This window comes from Pontibacter korlensis (assembly GCF_000973725.1).
Classification (GTDB): Bacteria; Bacteroidota; Bacteroidia; order Cytophagales; family Hymenobacteraceae; genus Pontibacter; species Pontibacter korlensis.
Genome location: NZ_CP009621.1, coordinates 3,039,147 through 3,056,406, shown reverse-complemented (window position 1 = coordinate 3,056,406; position 17,260 = coordinate 3,039,147). Strand labels below are relative to the sequence as shown.

Below are 17,260 nucleotides of genomic sequence, written 5' to 3'. Positions count from 1 at the left end.
GGCCACACCGCTACTAACGATGTGGCCTGTTGCCTAAGTAATATAATAAGTTAGGTCAGATGCCCTACACGCTGCCCTTGCCTGTTTACAAGTACCCCCTCATCAGATACAAACACTGTTTTAAGGTATTCGCTCTCAAAGTAGTAAGGATAATCCGGATTACCTGTTTTTGTCAGCTTCCCGATTACCTTAGGCCCATCTTTGGTTAAGTGCACCAGGTGCAGGCGCGAAGTAAGATAAAACTGCTCGCGCGGCGCTTTACTGAACACTACTCTAGAGAGTACCATGCGGCTATCCAAGGATGCTGTCCGAGCAGTGGTAGTACGCTGCTGCGGTTGCTGCTGTGCCACACGCGAGCGCGAAGGTGTCGGCTCGATAGCACGCTGGTCAGGCTGCGGGCCTTTGGCACTTGCCAGAAGCTGGTCATTAGCACTGCGCCAGCCTTTGCTGATGGCAGCTAAACGATAACTACGGCCAGGGTGCGAGCGAGAACTTTCCTCTTCCGACAGCAAGTTGATAGCCGCTTGTGCTTCGGCCAGGCTAGCCCCCATTTTACGTAATACAAAACCAGAGAACTCGTCTGCCTCCAGCTCATCAGCCGGATTACTGCCGCTTCTGCTTAAGGTATGGCCATTAAGATGATGCCCAATCTCGTGTGCAAGTATACTTACACCAGCCCAGTCAGTATGCACAGCATTATTGATGGCAGCCAAAAAGCGCTCATTATATAGTATGTAGCGCTCACCATTGTACACCACTGCAGCGGCATTGTCAATATCGGCGGCACGCAGTTCAAAGCGAGGCTTCAGCCCCACCACGTTAATGATTTCCTGCACAATGTCGCGGGCACCAGTAGTGGCTGTAGTAGTGGCAGTAGGCGCAGCCGCTGTAGCTACTTGCCCGAACACCAGAGCCAATATCAGCCCCAGCGCAACAGTAAGTTTTCTGAAGTATGGCATAGTATTGTTTCTTGAGGATATCGCTGCTACAACAATAAAACGTTGTTTCAGCGACGACTAGTATAGTAGCAAGTATTTTGCCAGAAAATCAGTAATTTGTAATTTGCACGTTTCAAACCTCAATTATTTGTAACAGAGGCCGCATTACTCCCACAGTTTAGCGAATAATTGCCCTCGTAAGCTGTTAAAATCTTCTATCATGCTGATACTCTTCGTGCTGCTTTATCTCCTCTTCAATGTTGGGGTAGGATTTTGGGCATCCAGACGTGTACACAATACGAAAGACTTTCTTTTGGCAGGTCGGCAGCTTCCTTTTTATATATCTACAGCTGTTGTTTTTGCTACCTGGTTTGGTTCTGAAACGCTTTTGGGTGCCTCTTCGGAATTTGCCTCGCATGGTTTGCTAGGTGTTATTGAAGACCCTTTTGGAGCAGCACTCTGCCTCGTGCTGGTCGGTTTGTTCTTTGCAAAACGCCTCTACCGCATGAATCTCCTAACCATGGGCGATTACTACCGGATTCGATTCAATCGGCTAACGGAGCAAATTGCCGGCTTCTTCATGATTATTTCCTACTTCGGGTGGATTGCGGCACAAATGGTGGCATTGGGCATTGTAATGAACCAGGTGTTCAACATTTCGACTGTTTCTGGAATAGTAATCGGCAGCCTGATTGTTGTCGGTTATACTTTTATGGGCGGTATGTGGTCTGTCTCCATCACTGATTTTGTGCAGACAGTGATGATTATTGGCGGCCTCATCTTTATCTCCTGGGAACTGATGCAGGAGGTGCCACTACAACAGATAAGTTCCACCTTACCCGATAACTTCTTCCGGTTTGTGCCGCAGGAGCGGGATAGTGTAAGTTGGCTTAATTACTTTGGCCTCTGGATAACTATTGGCTTAGGGTCCATTCCTCAACAGGATGTTTTTCAACGGGTGATGGCTGCACGCTCAGAGCGTGTGGCAGTAGCCTCTTCTATTGGAGCTGGCTTCCTGTACTTAACAATAGCTTTCATACCGCTCGTACTGGCTTTATACGCTAAGTTTCTCTACCCAGAGCTAATGCATGAGGATGCCCAGCTGCTGGTACCTGGCCTTATCTTACGCTCCTCTTCTTTACTGGTGCAGGTGCTGTTCTTCGGAGCACTTATTTCTGCTATTATCAGCACAGCCAGCGGGGGCATACTGGCGCCTGCAGCTGTATTAAGCGAAAATATGCTGAAACCTTTCATAAAGAACATTTCTGATGAAAAGCTCCTGCTGCTTTCCCGTGTTAGTGTGCTGTTAGTGGCCGGGGTATCTCTAAGTATGGCGCTCATGCGCAGCAACATATACGAACTGGTTAGTGAGTCATCGGCGCTAAGCCTCGTGAGCCTTTTTGTACCCTTAGTTGCAGGTATGTTATGGCGTAAGACCAACTCTGCAGCTGCTATCGCCTCCATGCTGGCAGGCATGGGAGTCTGGCTGTTAGCCTTATTTTTAGAAACAAGCGTAAACCCAATGTTGTATGGATTGGCAGCAAGTATAGCAGGTTTGTTCCTGGGGCAGCTTTTAGGTACCAAACAAGAACCAAAAGCAGTACAGCAGCAGCAAGTAAGATAAGTCTAATAAAACAATAACTCATCTTATGACACTACACTAAGCTTCCATGTCAGAAAAAGAGATTACAATCATAGACGAGCCTGAATTCCTTATTTTTGTCAGGCCAACTGAGCAACTCATGGTTGTACAGGCAAAGGGAGTGGTACCTTCCAGAATCTACCGGAAGGGATTGAGTGCAGCCATAGAAACTGCTATAGAGATGCAGCTGAAGTTCTGGCTGGTAAACAATAAGGCAGGCGGTATTATATCCACAGAAGATCAGATATGGGCCACCGAGATAACTGTACCACGCCTTGCTTCTGCTTCAAGGCTTAAGAAAATGGCTTTTATTGTGCCTGATGATGTACTGAGCAAACTAATCCTTGAAAACCTGATGGACTTATCCAGACCCATCTATCCATTTGAAATGCAGTTTTTTGATCGGTTAGAGGATGCTTACAGGTGGTTTCGGGATACAGAAAAGACATTATAAGCTGTCACTCCTCTCCTAAGTTTCCTTTTTCTTTATACCTTTGATTGCTTCTCATAAAAAAGGAGCTACCAACACAGCAACTCCCTCTCCTTTGTTCCTGCTCATTCCGTCTACGGTGTAAACACCACCCGCATACAATTATCAGTCTTCTCTTTGAACATCTTATAACCCTCCGGCCCCTGATCCAGCGTCCATTTGTGTGTAAGAAGGTAACTCGGGTCGACCTGGCCTTCTGCTACTATATCCAGTAACTGGGGGATGTACTTTTGCGCAAACATCTGCCCCATCCTGAAGGTAAGGGCTTTGTTCATAGCTGCTCCCATCGGGAATTTATCTATCAGCCCGCCGTATACTCCTACAATAGACACAGTGCCACCTTTGCGGCAGGCCATAATAGCCTGCCGTAGTACAGCAGGCCTCTCGCTTTGCATACGCAGCGTTTGTTTGGCTCTGTCGTAGTATTGTTCAACACCTGTAGTATGTGCCTCCATACCAACGGCATCGATGCAACGGTCTGGGCCGCGACCTCCTGTCATTTCTTTCAGCGCTTCCAGCACATCTACTTTTTCATAATTCAATACTTCGGCTTTCGCGAAGCGCCTCGCTTTCTCCAGGCGATCCTCAAATCTATCGATGGCAATAACACGCTCTGCTCCTAACAGGTAAGCGCTTTGTATTGCCATTTGGCCTACACCGCCACAGCCCCATACTACCACTGTATCGCCGGGCACAATGCCACACATATCCGCAGCCATAAAACCGGTCGGGAAAGCATCGCTCACAAACACCAGCGCCTCGTCAGGCAGATCCTCCGGAACTTTGAAAGCACCTAGCTCAGCAAAGGGCACGCGTATGTATTCTGCATGGCTGCCGGCATATCCTCCGAAAGCGTGGGAGTAGCCAAAGATACCTGCTGTAGGATACCCATACGCTTTCTCGGTATACTCTGGCTGAGCATTCGAGTTATCGCATAGCGACCATTGGTCTGACTGACAAAACTCACAGCCTCCACAGCCAACAATGGAGCCTACCACTACGCGGTCACCTTTTTTCAGCTTCTTCACATCTGCCCCTACCTCTACTACCTCACCTAAAAATTCGTGACCTATAATATCTCCGGCTTTCATGGTAGGAACGTAGCCATCCAGCAAGTGCAGATCAGAGCCACACACCGACGACATGGTTACCCGCACTATGGCATCCCGTGGGTTAAGTATGGAAGGATCTGGCACGCGCTCTATCCGAAGGTCATTTATACCGTTCCAGCATAATGCTTTCATAGTTTGCTTTGTTTAGATGTGAATTGATAGTATTAGAGGCTGTTTTACTTCCGCCCGGAAGGCTGCCCCTTAATGGTTGCCACCTCCCCGGACTCCATGAGCTGTTTAAACCGGTGAAGGTCGTTTAGCACCATTTGTTTAAAGACAGGGTTGAGCAGCTTTGCAATGCCGCCACCTACATCCCCGATTGGCGGCCTGTAAGTAATAGTAGCTTGTACTATAGTACCTCTGTTAGCAGGAGCATCTAAAAAACGCACCTCACCGGCATTATCTACATCAGATCCTTCTAAGGAGCGCCAGGCAATGAGGCGGTCTGTTTCTTCCTCAATGATGTCTGCCTCCCACTCCACAGTGCCCACACCTTTTGGTATTCTGGCTACCCAGTGCGAACGCTTAGGACCAAGCTGCCGCACCTCTTTGAGATGATGCATAAATCGGGGCAGGTTCTCAAACATTCTCCAGAACTGATACAGCTCCGCTCGCGGTCTATTTATGGTGAGGCTGCGTGTTATCTCGATGGCAATATCTTTTTCACCTGCCGTATTTCGACCTAAGGCCTCGTTAGTGGGGCAATACCCAGTTATCCCCCTGAACAGCAAAGATCCTCCTGTTGCCGCCAAAAACCAGCCAGCCTTGTCGGTTCTTTTGAGACCATAGTAGGCAAGAAGGGCACCGCCAATTAAAGAAGCTACACGTTCTGTCGTACCTACATTTATGTGGCTCGTGCCACTTACCGGAGGCGAGATATGCTCCGTATGCAGCAGCTCCGACATGTTCTGGTTGTATGTATCCATAAGCTTTTCTAGGGGATACGTGCTGCTTCGCTCATGCCGTTGCTTCGGTTACCCGTAAGATTGGTTAACCCACGAATTAATAAAGCAAAAAGGCGGCTCCCACAAGTGCAGGAGCCGCCTTCAACAAAGCTGCTTTAGAGCATTACAGGCTGAACAGGTAAGCCAGGGAAACACCGACTACTCTGTTCTTCACTTTGGAATCGTCTCCTGAGTCATCATACAGGTTAGAAAGCCCTAGACCATACCTAACGTCAAGGTTTAAAGCTCCAGCTCCAACCTTATAAGCCAAACCTACGCCAAAGTTGGCACCAAACTCAGTTCTATTGTCTTCATCCTCAAACTCGTAATCTTCAGTTTCTTCCTCACCGTCATACTCATATTTGTTCTTTGCGCTCAGCCAATAGCCTACAGAAGGACCAGCTGTAACAAAGCCCTGTACCTGCCCCGATCCAAAGGATATCTTAGCCAGAACGGGTACCTCCAGGTAGTTCATTGTTTCCTTAGCTGACACTCCACCCTCTTCTATCTGATAGCCTTTCTGAACATAAAGGAGCTCAGGCTGTACAGAGAACAAGTCGTTTACCATCACGTTAGCAACAGCGCCAAACTGTAAACCTGGCTTCGACTGTATCAGATCTTTAACCTCATCTGTGAATTCATCATCACCTGACAGGTTTAATTTTGCAAAAGTAGCACCCACACGAGGACCGATAGACACTGTTTGCGCCTCAGCAGCGAAAGCCAAACCCAGGGCTGCTGCAACTGTTAGTAAAATTTTGTTTTTCATATAGTACATTTTATATAACGAATATAATATAAAAGCTTGTATGAAATATTAACTATATGTTATCTTATTGAATATATTCAATCTGTATTTTGACGTAGCAAGTGATAGTACCTTTGAAAAGGCATCAGGAAGTGCAACTTGTAGTGCTCGTATTTTTTGAATTCAGATACGCAAAAAGCCCCTGCTATACACTAGCAGGGGCTTTCTTAATACTATATACTTTCCCAAGCTTACTTAAACATACCCTTCAGCTTGGCCAGCTTCGCCTGGAAGTCGTCCATTGGTTCTTCTTCGCGCTCCTTACGGCCGCCTTTGTTGCGGTTGCCGCCTCCACCTCCGGCTGGTTTGGCAGCAGCAGGGTCACCTTTCATACTTAGTGAGATACGCTTGCGGGCTTCGTCTACCTCTAGCACAGCTACTTCAACTTTCTGCCCTACCTTCACTACATCGTGTGGGTTGCTCACGAACCGGTCAGACAAGTGACTAACGTGTACCAAACCGTCCTGGTGTACTCCGATGTCCACGAAAGCTCCGAAAGCGGTAATGTTGGTCACGATACCCGGCAGCTTCATACCTGCACGGAGGTCTTTGATCTCATTAACACCTTCTGTAAAACTGAATGCCTCAAACGTCTCACGTGGGTCGCGGCCTGGCTTAGCCAATTCGCTGATGATGTCCTGTAGGGTTGGCAAACCAACGGTGTCGGTTACGTATTTCTTTAGGTCAATCTTCTTACGAAGCTCTTCATTCTTCATCAGATCGCTAACTGTTACGCCCAGGTCTTTTGCCATCTGCTCTACAATCGGGTAGCTTTCGGGGTGCACAGCGGAGGCATCGAGTGGGTTTTCTGCATTGCGGATACGAAGGAATCCAGCAGCCTGCTCAAAGGCTTTATCGCCCAGGCGGGATACTTTCTTCAGCTCGGTACGGGTACGGAACGGGCCGTTTTGGTTACGGTACTCTACAATGTTCTGTGCCAGCGCAGGCCCAAGACCAGAAACGTAGGTCAACAATTGCTTACTGGCTGTATTTACCTCCACACCTACAGCGTTCACGCAGCTCATCACCACGTCATCCAAAGAATGCTTCAGAGCCGTTTGGTCCACATCGTGCTGGTACTGGCCAACACCTATACTTTTCGGGTCGATCTTCACCAGTTCAGCTAGTGGGTCCATCAGGCGGCGACCAATAGAAACAGCACCACGTACTGTCACATCCTGGTCAGGGAATTCCTCACGGGCAACCTCAGAGGCTGAGTAAATAGAGGCACCGCTTTCGTTTACCATTACTACCATTACAGAGGCTGGCAGCTTCAGGCTTTTCACGAAAGCTTCTGTCTCGCGGCTGGCAGTACCATTACCAATAGCAATGGCTTCTACTTCGAACCTTGTTACCATGTAGCGTACTGCCTGCGCTGCCTCCTGCTCTTTGTGCTGGCCTGTATGTGGGTAGATAGTTTCGTTGTGCAACAACTTGCCCTGCTTGTCCAGCACAACCGATTTTACACCTGTTCTAAAGCCAGGGTCCAGTGCCAATACAGTTTTCTGGCCTAGCGGCGAAGACAACAACAGTTGGCGCAGGTTATCGGCAAATACGCGGATGGCCTCTTCATCGGCACGTTTTTTAGAGCTAAGGCGCACTTCCGTCTCCATGCTCAACTTAAGCAGGCGCTTATAGCAATCTTTGGCAGCCAAACGTACTTGCTCTGAGGCAGCATTATTGCCCTGCACAAACATGTCCTCCAGTTTCGCCAGCGCAGCTTCTTCGTCAGGCTGAGCCGACAGCATCAGCACCATTTCAGTTTCGCCGCGGCGCATGGCCAGCACACGGTGCGACGGTGCTTTTTCGATCGGCTCCTCCCATTCAAAGTAATCTTTGAACTTCTGGCCTTCCTCTTCCTTGCCCATAATTACGCGGCTCTTAAACACGCCTTGTTTCTCGAATAGCTGACGCATGGTGGCACGTGCTTCGGCATTTTCGTTCATCCACTCGGCCATGATGTCGCGTGCTCCGGCAAGCGCCTCATTCACATCTTTTACCTCTTTTTCTTCCGAAACGAAGTTTGCAGCCTCAGCCTCCACATCGAAATTCTCCTGGGCAAACAAGCGCTCTGCCAATGGCTCCAGTCCTTTTTCGCGGGCAATGGTGGCGCGGGTGCGGCGCTTCGGTTTGTAAGGCAGGTAAATATCCTCCAGCACAGCCATCGTTTCGGTAGCCATAATCTGGGCCTCCAGCTCCGGCGTCAGCTTCTCCTGGTCGCGGATAGACTTCAGGATGCTTTCACGTCGCTTGTCCAGCTCACGAAGCTGCTCCAGTCTGTCGCGGATACCGGCAATCTGTACCTCGTCAAGCGATCCGGTGGCTTCTTTACGGTAGCGGGAAATGAAAGGCACCGTTGCTCCCTCATCAAGTAATCTGGTGGTAGCCTCTACCTGTTTAATGGTAATAGATAGCTCAGAGGCTATCTTTAAAAGGTGATCTAAATTAGGTTCCATATATTGATGTAAGACAATAGTCTGCTTATGCACTGCAGCAAATGGGGGGAAGTATAGGCTTAACTCTGAAAAGGCATATGCTCCTCCCCCTCCTGCTCCAATGGCTTTTGCCCTTTGTTAAAGTATAACTGCGGACTTTCAGAACGCCAAATTTAAACCTTATTGCCTAACCTGAAAACTTAATCGGGTGAAAAGGCCGCAAATAAAAGCATAAGCATCCACGCCTGCTGTAAGACCAAGTCATATAAGCGAATAGGCTACTTGCCTCTTTCATTATTTCTTACCTTTGCCCCGCAATCCATTGCCAACCTTAACCCTGAAACATGGAGACAACAAATCATTTTTCACACATCAACCACTGGACGTATAATCACCTGATTGCACTTGGCATGCCACAGAGCTCTGCGGTGTACCTGAACATGCTGCTGCTCTTTATAGTGATGCTGCTGCTGGTGTATGCTGCCCACGCCTTTACAAAGCGTCTGCTGGTAGGTGCTATGCAAAGGTTTTCTGCTAGAACGTCTACTCAGTTTGATGACCTACTCATCCAGAACAAGATTTTTAACCACCTGGCAAAGGTTGCCCCGCTTATAATTGTGGTACAGTCGCTGCCTATCGTGTTTTCTGATTTCGCGGGTTGGATAAAGCCGCTGAGGACACTGACAGATGTGTACACAGTACTCCTCAGCATCTGGGTCATCCGAGCTTTCCTGCGCACTGTTAAGGATTACCTTAAAACAACACCTCTCTTCCGAGACAAGCCCGTGGATAGTTTTCTGCAGGTCATTTCCATCTTTTTATACTTTGTAGGTGGCCTACTGGTCTTCTCGCTGCTTACAGGCAAAGAAGTGTGGGCATTTATTACTGCCATGGGTGCAGCCTCAGCTATACTTTTACTGGTTTTCAAGGATACCATACTTGGCTTTGTGGCAAGCATCCAGGTATCTACCAACGATATGGTGCGTATCGGAGATTGGATCACCATGGAGAAGTATGGTGCAGACGGTGATGTGATCGAGATTAACCTGACCACAGTAAAAGTGCAGAACTTCGATAAAACCATCACCACCATTCCCACTTATTATCTTATCTCAGACTCTTTTAAGAACTGGCGCGGCATGCAGAGCGCAGGTGGTCGTCGCATCAAGCGGTCTATACTCATCAAAATTTCCAGCATAAGGTATTTATCTGAGCAGGATGTAAAACGCTTCAGCAAGATTCAGCTAATTAAAAGTTATCTGCAGGAGCGGCAAAGCGAAATAGACAAGTATAACAAGGAGAAATCAATAGATAAAAGCCTGCTTATTAACGGCCGCAGCATGACGAATGTGGGTGCTTTCAGGAAGTATATTGATGCCTATATCGCGCAGCACGAGTTTACGCACAAGCACATGACTATGATGGTACGCCAGCTGGAGCCTACCACCACTGGTATGCCCATTGAACTATACGTGTTCACGAATGATGTACGCTGGGAGAAGTACGAGCAGATAATGGCCGACATTTTTGACCACCTGCTGGCTGCAGTAAAATACTTTGACCTGGAGGTATTTGAATACCCTGCTGCAGACGATATGCGCCAGATGTTTGCTAACCAAGGTACAAACAAAAATAACCTGTACACTGCCGTAGAGGCAATGCAAAACTAAGGCAGGATATTTGCACAAGAGGGCACAGCACCAGCCTAGCACGCCACAATCATCTAAATGAGCAAGATAAGATCAATACTTACCGTCCGCTATACTTACTTGTATGTGCTGGCATTTCTGTTGCTGCTTACTGCCTGCGTTGTCCGCCCCCTCGACCGCACCCCATACCAGGAGACCGATTATTATGAGGAAACAATCGATGATCTTGAAGAAACCCCTGTTACTATCTTCCAGGGCGACACGGTAAAAGTTGGTTGGGCAAAAGTAAACATCACACCGCCGGTAGGCACTCCCCTGGCAGGTTATGGCAAGCGCCTTGGTATGAGCTACGAAGAAGTCCACGACTCTGCCTGGGTACGCACCTTTGCTTTTAGCAATGGAAAAACTGAGGCCTATTATGTAGCATTAGATTTGTTGATTGTACCGATGCAGGTGCTACAGGAGCTGGAGAAAATATATCCTGAACTTAACCTTAAACCCGAGCAAGTGTACCTGACAGCCACCCACAGCCACACCAGCTTTGGCGGATGGGGCAAAAAGCTAGGAATCAAGCTTATGACAGGTAAGTATGACGAGGAGCTGGTGCAGCGACTGACACAGCAGATTGTACAGAGCATGGAGCTAGCCCGACGCGACCTACAAGCTACTAAAGTAGGTTTCGGCAGTGTTAGCGCGCCTAGTTTAGTAAAGAACAGGCTGCTGAACGATGAAGATAACCCATACTATGCTGATCGGCAGCAAAACCGCGACACAGAATTGCGCTTTCTGAAGTTTGAGCGAGAGGATGGTACAACAGCCGTACTTTCTGTTTTCTCAGCACACGCTACCATACTTCCCTCCGAAACACCTAGCCTCTCCCGAGACTATCCTGGTGTGCTGGTTGATGAGTTGGAAGAACGCATTAAGTTTGCCTCTTTCTCGGCTGGTGCAGTAGGCAGCCATAGTCCTGTATATTTCGATGGAGACACGCATGAGAGTACAGAGGCTGTAGGCGAGCGTTTAGCCAAACTACTTCGGGAGGAGCTGCTACATGTTGAAACAAAGTATATTTATACTATAGGGCATGGCAGAACAGAACTGGACTTGCCAAAGCCTCAATGGCGCATTACGCAGGGCTTACGACTCGCTCCTTTTCTCTTCAATGGGATTTTTGGGGATCACCCCGCTTATGTAACCAGCTTGCAGCTGGGGGAGGTAGTTTTCTTAGGTGCTCCAGCCGATTATTCCGGCGAGTTTGTACCCCAACTTGCAAAGCAGGCACAAGCTCAGGGACAAAATGCTATAGTAACCAGCTTTAACGGCGGCTATATTGGCTACATTACCCCTGACAAGTATTATACTTTAGATGAGTATGAAACCCGTAGCATGAATTTCTTCGGCCCTTACAGCGGCAGCTATCTAACTGAAATCATGTTGCGCCAATTACAGCAGCATCAGCCATAGGTTTACGAATCTATATTAACTAAGCAAGCGGTAGATACAACATTTCTGGAGCGCTATCCTCGCTCTCGGCGCAGCTATGCATACTAGGTCGCATTTATCAATTTGACTCAAGTGATACAGTTTGCTCCCTGCAACTCCTCCTCTTTCTAGCCTTCAACGTTGGGGGAAAATTTATTTCTAAATATTATCCAATAATATAAACTAAATCATCTACGCAACACCTCCTCAACCAAAGCACAATTGTTGTTAAAACACAATTAATCAAAAGCAACAATCTTAAACTTTACAACAAAAAAGTTATACTAGCAGTAAGGTAACATAAGTACAAAGTCTTCTCATGTACCCTCGCATGCACCTACATAATGAAGTTTAAACACTCATCTGCTGTACAAGGAAGCTCCCATATCACCTTTCCGGAAGACAATCAAGGAAAACCTTTATCTACTTTTAGTTATATTAGCATTTAAAACCAGCATTTGCTATAACATCCAACTTCCAAACCACAACGTATTTACACCATTATTATCAGCAGGGGCAACTTTACGGCTGTACAGGGAGGCCTGTCCTTCAGCTTAAATGCTTGTGGCACTACTGAAGACTTTAAGCACTAACGCAGACTACTGACTAACCTTACAAACAAACTAGTACATGTAACACCTTTAACACCTTAAACATTCATGAAACATTTATCCCCCAGCCGGTTACTGTGGCTTCTGAGCTTCCTGTTACTGACACTCCCCAGCGTCAGTAACGCTCAATCAGCACTTAACATCGCACTAAAGCACATCGAGCAAACTAAAGCCGATCACAAACTTACTTCTGCTGACATTTCAGATTATGTAGTCACAGACCAGTACACCAGTAAAAAAAGCGGTGTAACACACATTTACCTTCGCCAGCGCTTTCAGGGCATAGAAGTAGTTGGTGCTAACATCAACATTAATATCGACAAAGATGGCAACGTAGTGAATATGGGTAACAGGTTTGTACCTAATTTACGTGCTGCCATAAAAGGAAGCGCTGCAGGCCTTTCGCCTGAGCAAGCAGCAAGGGCAGCTGCCAACCACCTGAAGCTACAAGTAAAAGCCCCTTTAACTGTAAAAGAGCGCAAAGCCCCAACCGACAAGGTACCTGCTGCAGCAAAGGCTGTTGTACTTAGTGATGGCGGCATTTCACTCTCTCCCATCCCTGCCAAGTTGGTATACCAGCCTATGCCAGATGGTACTGTACGCCTTGCCTGGGAGGTTTCCATCTACCCTACTGATGGACAGAGTTACTGGAACATGTATATTGATGCAGCAGACGGGCAGGTACTGAAAAAAGAAGACTTAGTAGTGCATGATAATTGGGGACAACCTGCTGTAACGGATGCGCCAGGCGAAACCGCTAGCTTCTCTCAAAGTGCAACCACAAAAAGAGCAACAGCATTAACTACTATTGAGAAAAGAAAGCTGCAGCAGGAGATCATGGCCAAAGCCTTCGCTCCAGTAAACGCTGCTGCCACTGTTGCCACCAGCGGTACATACAGGATTTATGATGTACCTTTCGAAACTCCAAGCCACGGTGATAGAACCTTGGTTACTGGCAAAGAGAACGCAACTGCGTCTCCTTTGGGCTGGCACAACGACGGCCTGCTTTCCTATACTATTACCAAAGGCAATAACGTGCACGCCTATGAAGACAGAGCAGGCGCCAACGCTGGTACCAGCCCTGATGGAGGCCTGAACCTTAACTTTGACTTCCCTCTTGACCTCAACCAGGAGCCGACTACTTATGTGAAGGCTGCCACAACAAACCTGTTCTACTGGAACAACCTGATGCATGACGTTTTCTACCTGTATGGCTTTGACGAAGAAAGCGGAAACTTTCAGCAAACAAACCTTACAGGTGTTGGACAAGGCTTAGACGCTGTGATGGCTGAAGCGCAGGATGGCGGCGGTACCAACAACGCTAACTTCCTTACTCTGCAGGATGGTGTACCTGGCCGCATGCAAATGTATCTTTGGACATCCTCTTTGCCAGCCAAATTGCTCCATATCATAAATCCTTCTTCCGTAGCTGGCTCTTACACTGCAGTACAGGCTGCATTTGGCCCACAAGTAGGTGAAACAGGTGTTTCAGGCAGCATCATTATGGCTGACCCTGCCAATGGTTGCAGCGGCACACCAGCTCTACCTGCAGGCTCTGTACCTGTGCCTTTCAACAACCAGGATCAGATTACTGGTAACATTGCTCTAGTAGACCGTGGGGAGTGCTCTTTCATTGAAAAAGCACTGAACGCCCAAGCATCTGGCGCTACCGCCGTTATTGTCGTGAACAACGTAGATGGTGACCCTATTTCAATGGGTGGCGACGAAACAGGTACAGCCGTACTTATACCTGCCATCATGATCAGCAAGGCTGATGGCGAAAAATTAAAAGCTGCTCTTTCTCAAGGTCTGGCAGGCTCACTACGTCGTGAGGGAGGCGTACCTCCACTTCGAGATGGTGACTTGGACAACGGCATCATTGCCCACGAGTATGGCCACGGTATCTCAATCCGCCTGACAGGAGGCCCTAGCACGCAGTGTTTATCAGGTGCTGAACAAGGTGGTGAAGGCTGGAGCGATTACTTTGCTCTGTTCATGACTATGCGTCCTGGTGACACCGGCCCTCAGCGCCGTGGCATTGGCACCTATGTGCAGTCTCAAGGCACTGATGGTGATGGCATTCGCCCTGCACCTTACAGCACCGATATGGGCATTAACCCTTATACTTACGGTGACATTTCCAACGCAGAAATCTCAGTACCACACGGTGTAGGTTTTATCTGGGCTACCATGCTGTGGGATATGACCTGGAGCCTGATAGATGAGTACGGTTACGATCCTGATATTTATAACGGCAAGGGCGGTAACAACATAGCCCTACAATTGATTATAGATGGTCTGAAGCTGCAGCCTTGTAGCCCTGGCTTCATTGATGCCCGCGATGCAATCTTGGCCGCAGACAGAATAAACAACGGCGGTGCCAACCAATGCTACATCTGGAGAGCTTTCGCAAAAAGAGGTTTAGGTTACAGCGCTACGCAAGGCAGCAACAATGACCTGACCGATGGAACCGAAGCATTCGATATGCCACCGTCTTGCGAGCCTCAGTTCGCTATCAAGCTCGATGCTAACCCAAGCCCTGTAGTTGACGGAGGCCAATTGACCTACAACATCACTGTAACGAACCATACAGCCAGCTCAATGAGTGGCGTAGCCGTTAGCAGCACCATTCCAGCCAGCACAGCTTATGTAGCCGAATCTGGTAAAGATGCTCCAAAAGTTTCGGGCGATGTGGTTTGGTTCAAGCCTGTTAAAATGGCGCAGGGTGAGACAATTACACGCTCATTTAAAGTGAAGGTACAGAAGGGTGACGGTACTACTATATACTTCCAGGATGACATGGAGAATGGAGGTTCAAAATGGAAAACTTCACACCTGATCGGTCTTAAGGATTGGCAGCTTAGCACGAAGAATCCGTACAGTGGTAAAACATCATGGTTCGCAGTAGACCCGAATGAGTTTAGCGACCAATACCTGAGAATAGCCACTCCTGTAACAATAGGTGAGAATGCTCTTCTTCGTTTCTGGCATAGCTATGCTACCGAAGGTGGATTTGACGGTGGTGTGGTAGAAATTAGCACTAACAATGGTCTTTCATGGGCTAACCTTGGTGATAAGATGATCCAGAATGGCTATAACAGCACAATTCCCCTGGAAAATGCCTCCACTATTAGTGGCCCGGCCTTTACTGGTGGTAGCAACGGTTACATCCAAACTATAGTTGACCTGAGCAGCTTTGCGGGTAAGAATGTATTAATCCGCTTTAGAATGGGCTCTGATGTATTAACTGGAGCAACAGGATGGTATGTAGACAATGTTGACATTGTTTCTAACCCAACTACTGTTGTAAACACTGCATCAGTAACATCTAAGTGGGGTGGTGATGCTACAGCAACCAACGAGACTTTGGTTCTGAAGGCAGAGACACTTTCTGCATCGCAGACATCTAGCATTGTTGCTCCGGCTAGCCGAGCTATACTTTACCCTAACCCGGCACAGCATACCGTAAATCTCCGTTTGGCACACAATACCTCGGGGTTAGTAGAGGTAACGGCAGTAAACACTTTAGGGCAGCAGGTACTGCATAAGCAGTTAGAAGCTACTGAAGGACAAAGCGGTGTAACCATACCTATAGATGAGTTGAAGGGTGGTATCTACTACTTTAAGGTTACTGTTGAAAGTCAGACAGAAACTCACAGACTTATCATTAAGAAGTAATTCATATTAGTTATACAGGAAAAAGCCGCCTTCTTAGGGCGGCTTTTTTTATTAGCCTATAGTTTAACTATAGAAGAAGAGAAGCTAAGTCTGTGCAATTATAGTAAGTTCTGCCTACAGCTCATGTAACTACACAATACAATCATTCTATTGCATTATACCATCTAATGCAATATGTTTCTTTAAATAATTAAAAACATAAAATGACCGTTGGAGTTAAACAAATATAGCAGAGGTAGTTACATCGCTGCATATGTACAATTTAGCTCAATGTGTTATGGAACCGACAACAATCGATATAACCAATATTCTTTTTTTAACCATGATCGGGCTCTACCTGGTACTACTAGGTTTGATCCTGACATACGTTTACTATGATGCAGAACTTCGTGGCCTGAATGGGTGGGTTATCGCGGGACTCGCATTTTTCTCAGGCACTATTCTCGGCACAATTGTGTGGCTGGTTTTACGACCTAAGCTGAAACCACAGCCAATACCGATCAGAAGCTAGCCTTCGATATAACCTACCAACGCAGCAAAGCCAGCAAACTTTAAGTATCTTGTATCTTAGTTAAGTTTGCTGGCTTTGCTGTGCCTGGCCTTCTCCTTACTTGTACAGATTGGAAGGGATAAGGAAAGCGTATCCCAGAAATAACTAAATTAAGCTACAAGGGCAGGAACAGCTATCCTACCAGCGGCATCTCACGACCATTTTTCGGAAGTAATCAGTTGGTTCAAAAAAGCCGAAGCCATGCAACCTTTGCATACTCAAAAGTACTCTGTCTGATATAGAGAGAAACTTTGGCAAAAAATTACGATCTTTAACTGTTTTTCCACCACCCAATGAAGACATTAGTAAAATCATTCTTCCTCCTGATATTTGCCTCAATGGCGTTAGCTTCGTGCGATAACTGTGGAGAGATAACCATTACAGAGCCTACTCCAGAAGACTCGCAGTGGCTGGTATATGGAGCTGGCGACACTGTTAAATTTAAAAATTTGTCTGTCGATGGTGATACTGTTACATACTTCCGCACAGGCATTTACGTGCAGAGCCTTCCCGGCGATGGTTATTCCGTAACAGATGATTGCATTGAGCAGCGCAATACGCAACTAACAAACATCATTGAGGACCAGCAGAGACAGTTACCGTTCATGGCTACTTATATACTAAAGAAGCCAGATTCGCTCATCATTAAAGTGGGTATAGGTACCAACGTTGCTTGGGAAATTTCTCCAAACGACGACCCAACTGAGGAAGTATCTGTAGGAGATAAAAAGTTTAACGCCTATGTTCTGGAGGGATCTACTACCAATGCTAACGACCCTAAAACTGTTTACTTCAACAAGGAAAAAGGATTTCTGATGGTGGAGCTGAACAATGGCAATAGGTTTGAGCTGATCGATATATTTAACAGGAAATAAAAGTATTAAAGAGAAAACAAAATGGGCAGCCAAAGTAATTTTGGCT

The 17,260-nt window shown here is 47.1% G+C and carries 12 protein-coding genes; 7 read left to right on the top strand and 5 right to left on the bottom strand.

Annotated features, from left to right (window positions below; genetic code table 11):
* Window positions 1–50 precede the first annotated feature (50 nt).
* The gene (locus PKOR_RS13160; protein WP_046311332.1) at window positions 51–959 is read right to left on the bottom strand and encodes a M48 family metalloprotease; all 909 of its coding nucleotides are present in this window, start codon (window positions 957–959) and stop codon (window positions 51–53) included.
* A 199-nt stretch (window positions 960–1,158) separates the two neighbouring features.
* On the opposite strand from PKOR_RS13160, the gene PKOR_RS13155 reads away from it, so the two are divergent.
* Both PKOR_RS13155 and PKOR_RS13150 read left to right on the top strand, forming a co-directional pair.
* Window positions 1,159–2,562, top strand: coding sequence for a high affinity choline transporter 1 (locus PKOR_RS13155; protein ID WP_046311331.1), 1,404 nt, complete (start codon window positions 1,159–1,161; stop codon window positions 2,560–2,562).
* Window positions 2,563–2,608: 46 nt separating this feature from the next.
* Window positions 2,609–3,034 (top strand): hypothetical protein, encoded by a 426-nt coding sequence (locus tag PKOR_RS13150; protein WP_046311329.1) that lies wholly within the window; start codon window positions 2,609–2,611, stop codon window positions 3,032–3,034.
* Window positions 3,035–3,144: 110 nt separating this feature from the next.
* On the opposite strand, the gene PKOR_RS13145 is transcribed toward PKOR_RS13150, so the two are convergent.
* From PKOR_RS13145 to PKOR_RS13130, 4 genes are all read right to left on the bottom strand, one after another.
* Window positions 3,145–4,314, bottom strand: coding sequence for a zinc-dependent alcohol dehydrogenase (locus PKOR_RS13145; RefSeq protein ID WP_046311328.1), 1,170 nt, complete (start codon window positions 4,312–4,314; stop codon window positions 3,145–3,147).
* A 44-nt stretch (window positions 4,315–4,358) separates the two neighbouring features.
* Entirely contained in the window at window positions 4,359–5,108 is a 750-nt protein-coding gene (locus tag PKOR_RS13140; RefSeq protein WP_046311325.1) for a YgaP-like transmembrane domain, read from the bottom strand.
* A 142-nt stretch (window positions 5,109–5,250) separates the two neighbouring features.
* Complete coding sequence (locus tag PKOR_RS13135) at window positions 5,251–5,895, bottom strand: porin family protein (RefSeq protein ID WP_158453774.1); 645 nt, start codon at window positions 5,893–5,895, stop codon at window positions 5,251–5,253.
* 230 nt (window positions 5,896–6,125) lie between these two features.
* Entirely contained in the window at window positions 6,126–8,390 is a 2,265-nt protein-coding gene (locus PKOR_RS13130) for a Tex family protein (RefSeq protein ID WP_046311323.1), read from the bottom strand.
* 323 nt (window positions 8,391–8,713) lie between these two features.
* Here PKOR_RS13130 and PKOR_RS13125 point away from each other — a divergent pair, with 323 nt between their 5' ends.
* The 5 genes from PKOR_RS13125 to PKOR_RS13105 all read left to right on the top strand — a co-directional run bounded on the left by PKOR_RS13125 (window position 8,714) and on the right by PKOR_RS13105 (window position 17,214).
* Entirely contained in the window at window positions 8,714–10,039 is a 1,326-nt protein-coding gene (locus PKOR_RS13125) for a mechanosensitive ion channel family protein (RefSeq protein WP_046311321.1), read from the top strand.
* A 57-nt stretch (window positions 10,040–10,096) separates the two neighbouring features.
* A complete protein-coding gene (locus tag PKOR_RS13120) occupies window positions 10,097–11,482 on the top strand; it encodes a neutral/alkaline non-lysosomal ceramidase N-terminal domain-containing protein (RefSeq protein WP_046311320.1) in 1,386 nt (461 codons plus the stop codon).
* A gap of 677 nt (window positions 11,483–12,159) precedes the next feature.
* Complete coding sequence (locus tag PKOR_RS13115; protein WP_046311319.1) at window positions 12,160–15,789, top strand: T9SS-dependent M36 family metallopeptidase; 3,630 nt, start codon at window positions 12,160–12,162, stop codon at window positions 15,787–15,789.
* 277 nt (window positions 15,790–16,066) lie between these two features.
* Entirely contained in the window at window positions 16,067–16,300 is a 234-nt protein-coding gene (locus PKOR_RS13110; RefSeq protein ID WP_046314461.1) for a hypothetical protein, read from the top strand.
* Window positions 16,301–16,632: 332 nt separating this feature from the next.
* The gene (locus PKOR_RS13105; RefSeq protein WP_046311317.1) at window positions 16,633–17,214 is read left to right on the top strand and encodes a hypothetical protein; all 582 of its coding nucleotides are present in this window, start codon (window positions 16,633–16,635) and stop codon (window positions 17,212–17,214) included.
* Window positions 17,215–17,260: the final 46 nt, after the last annotated feature.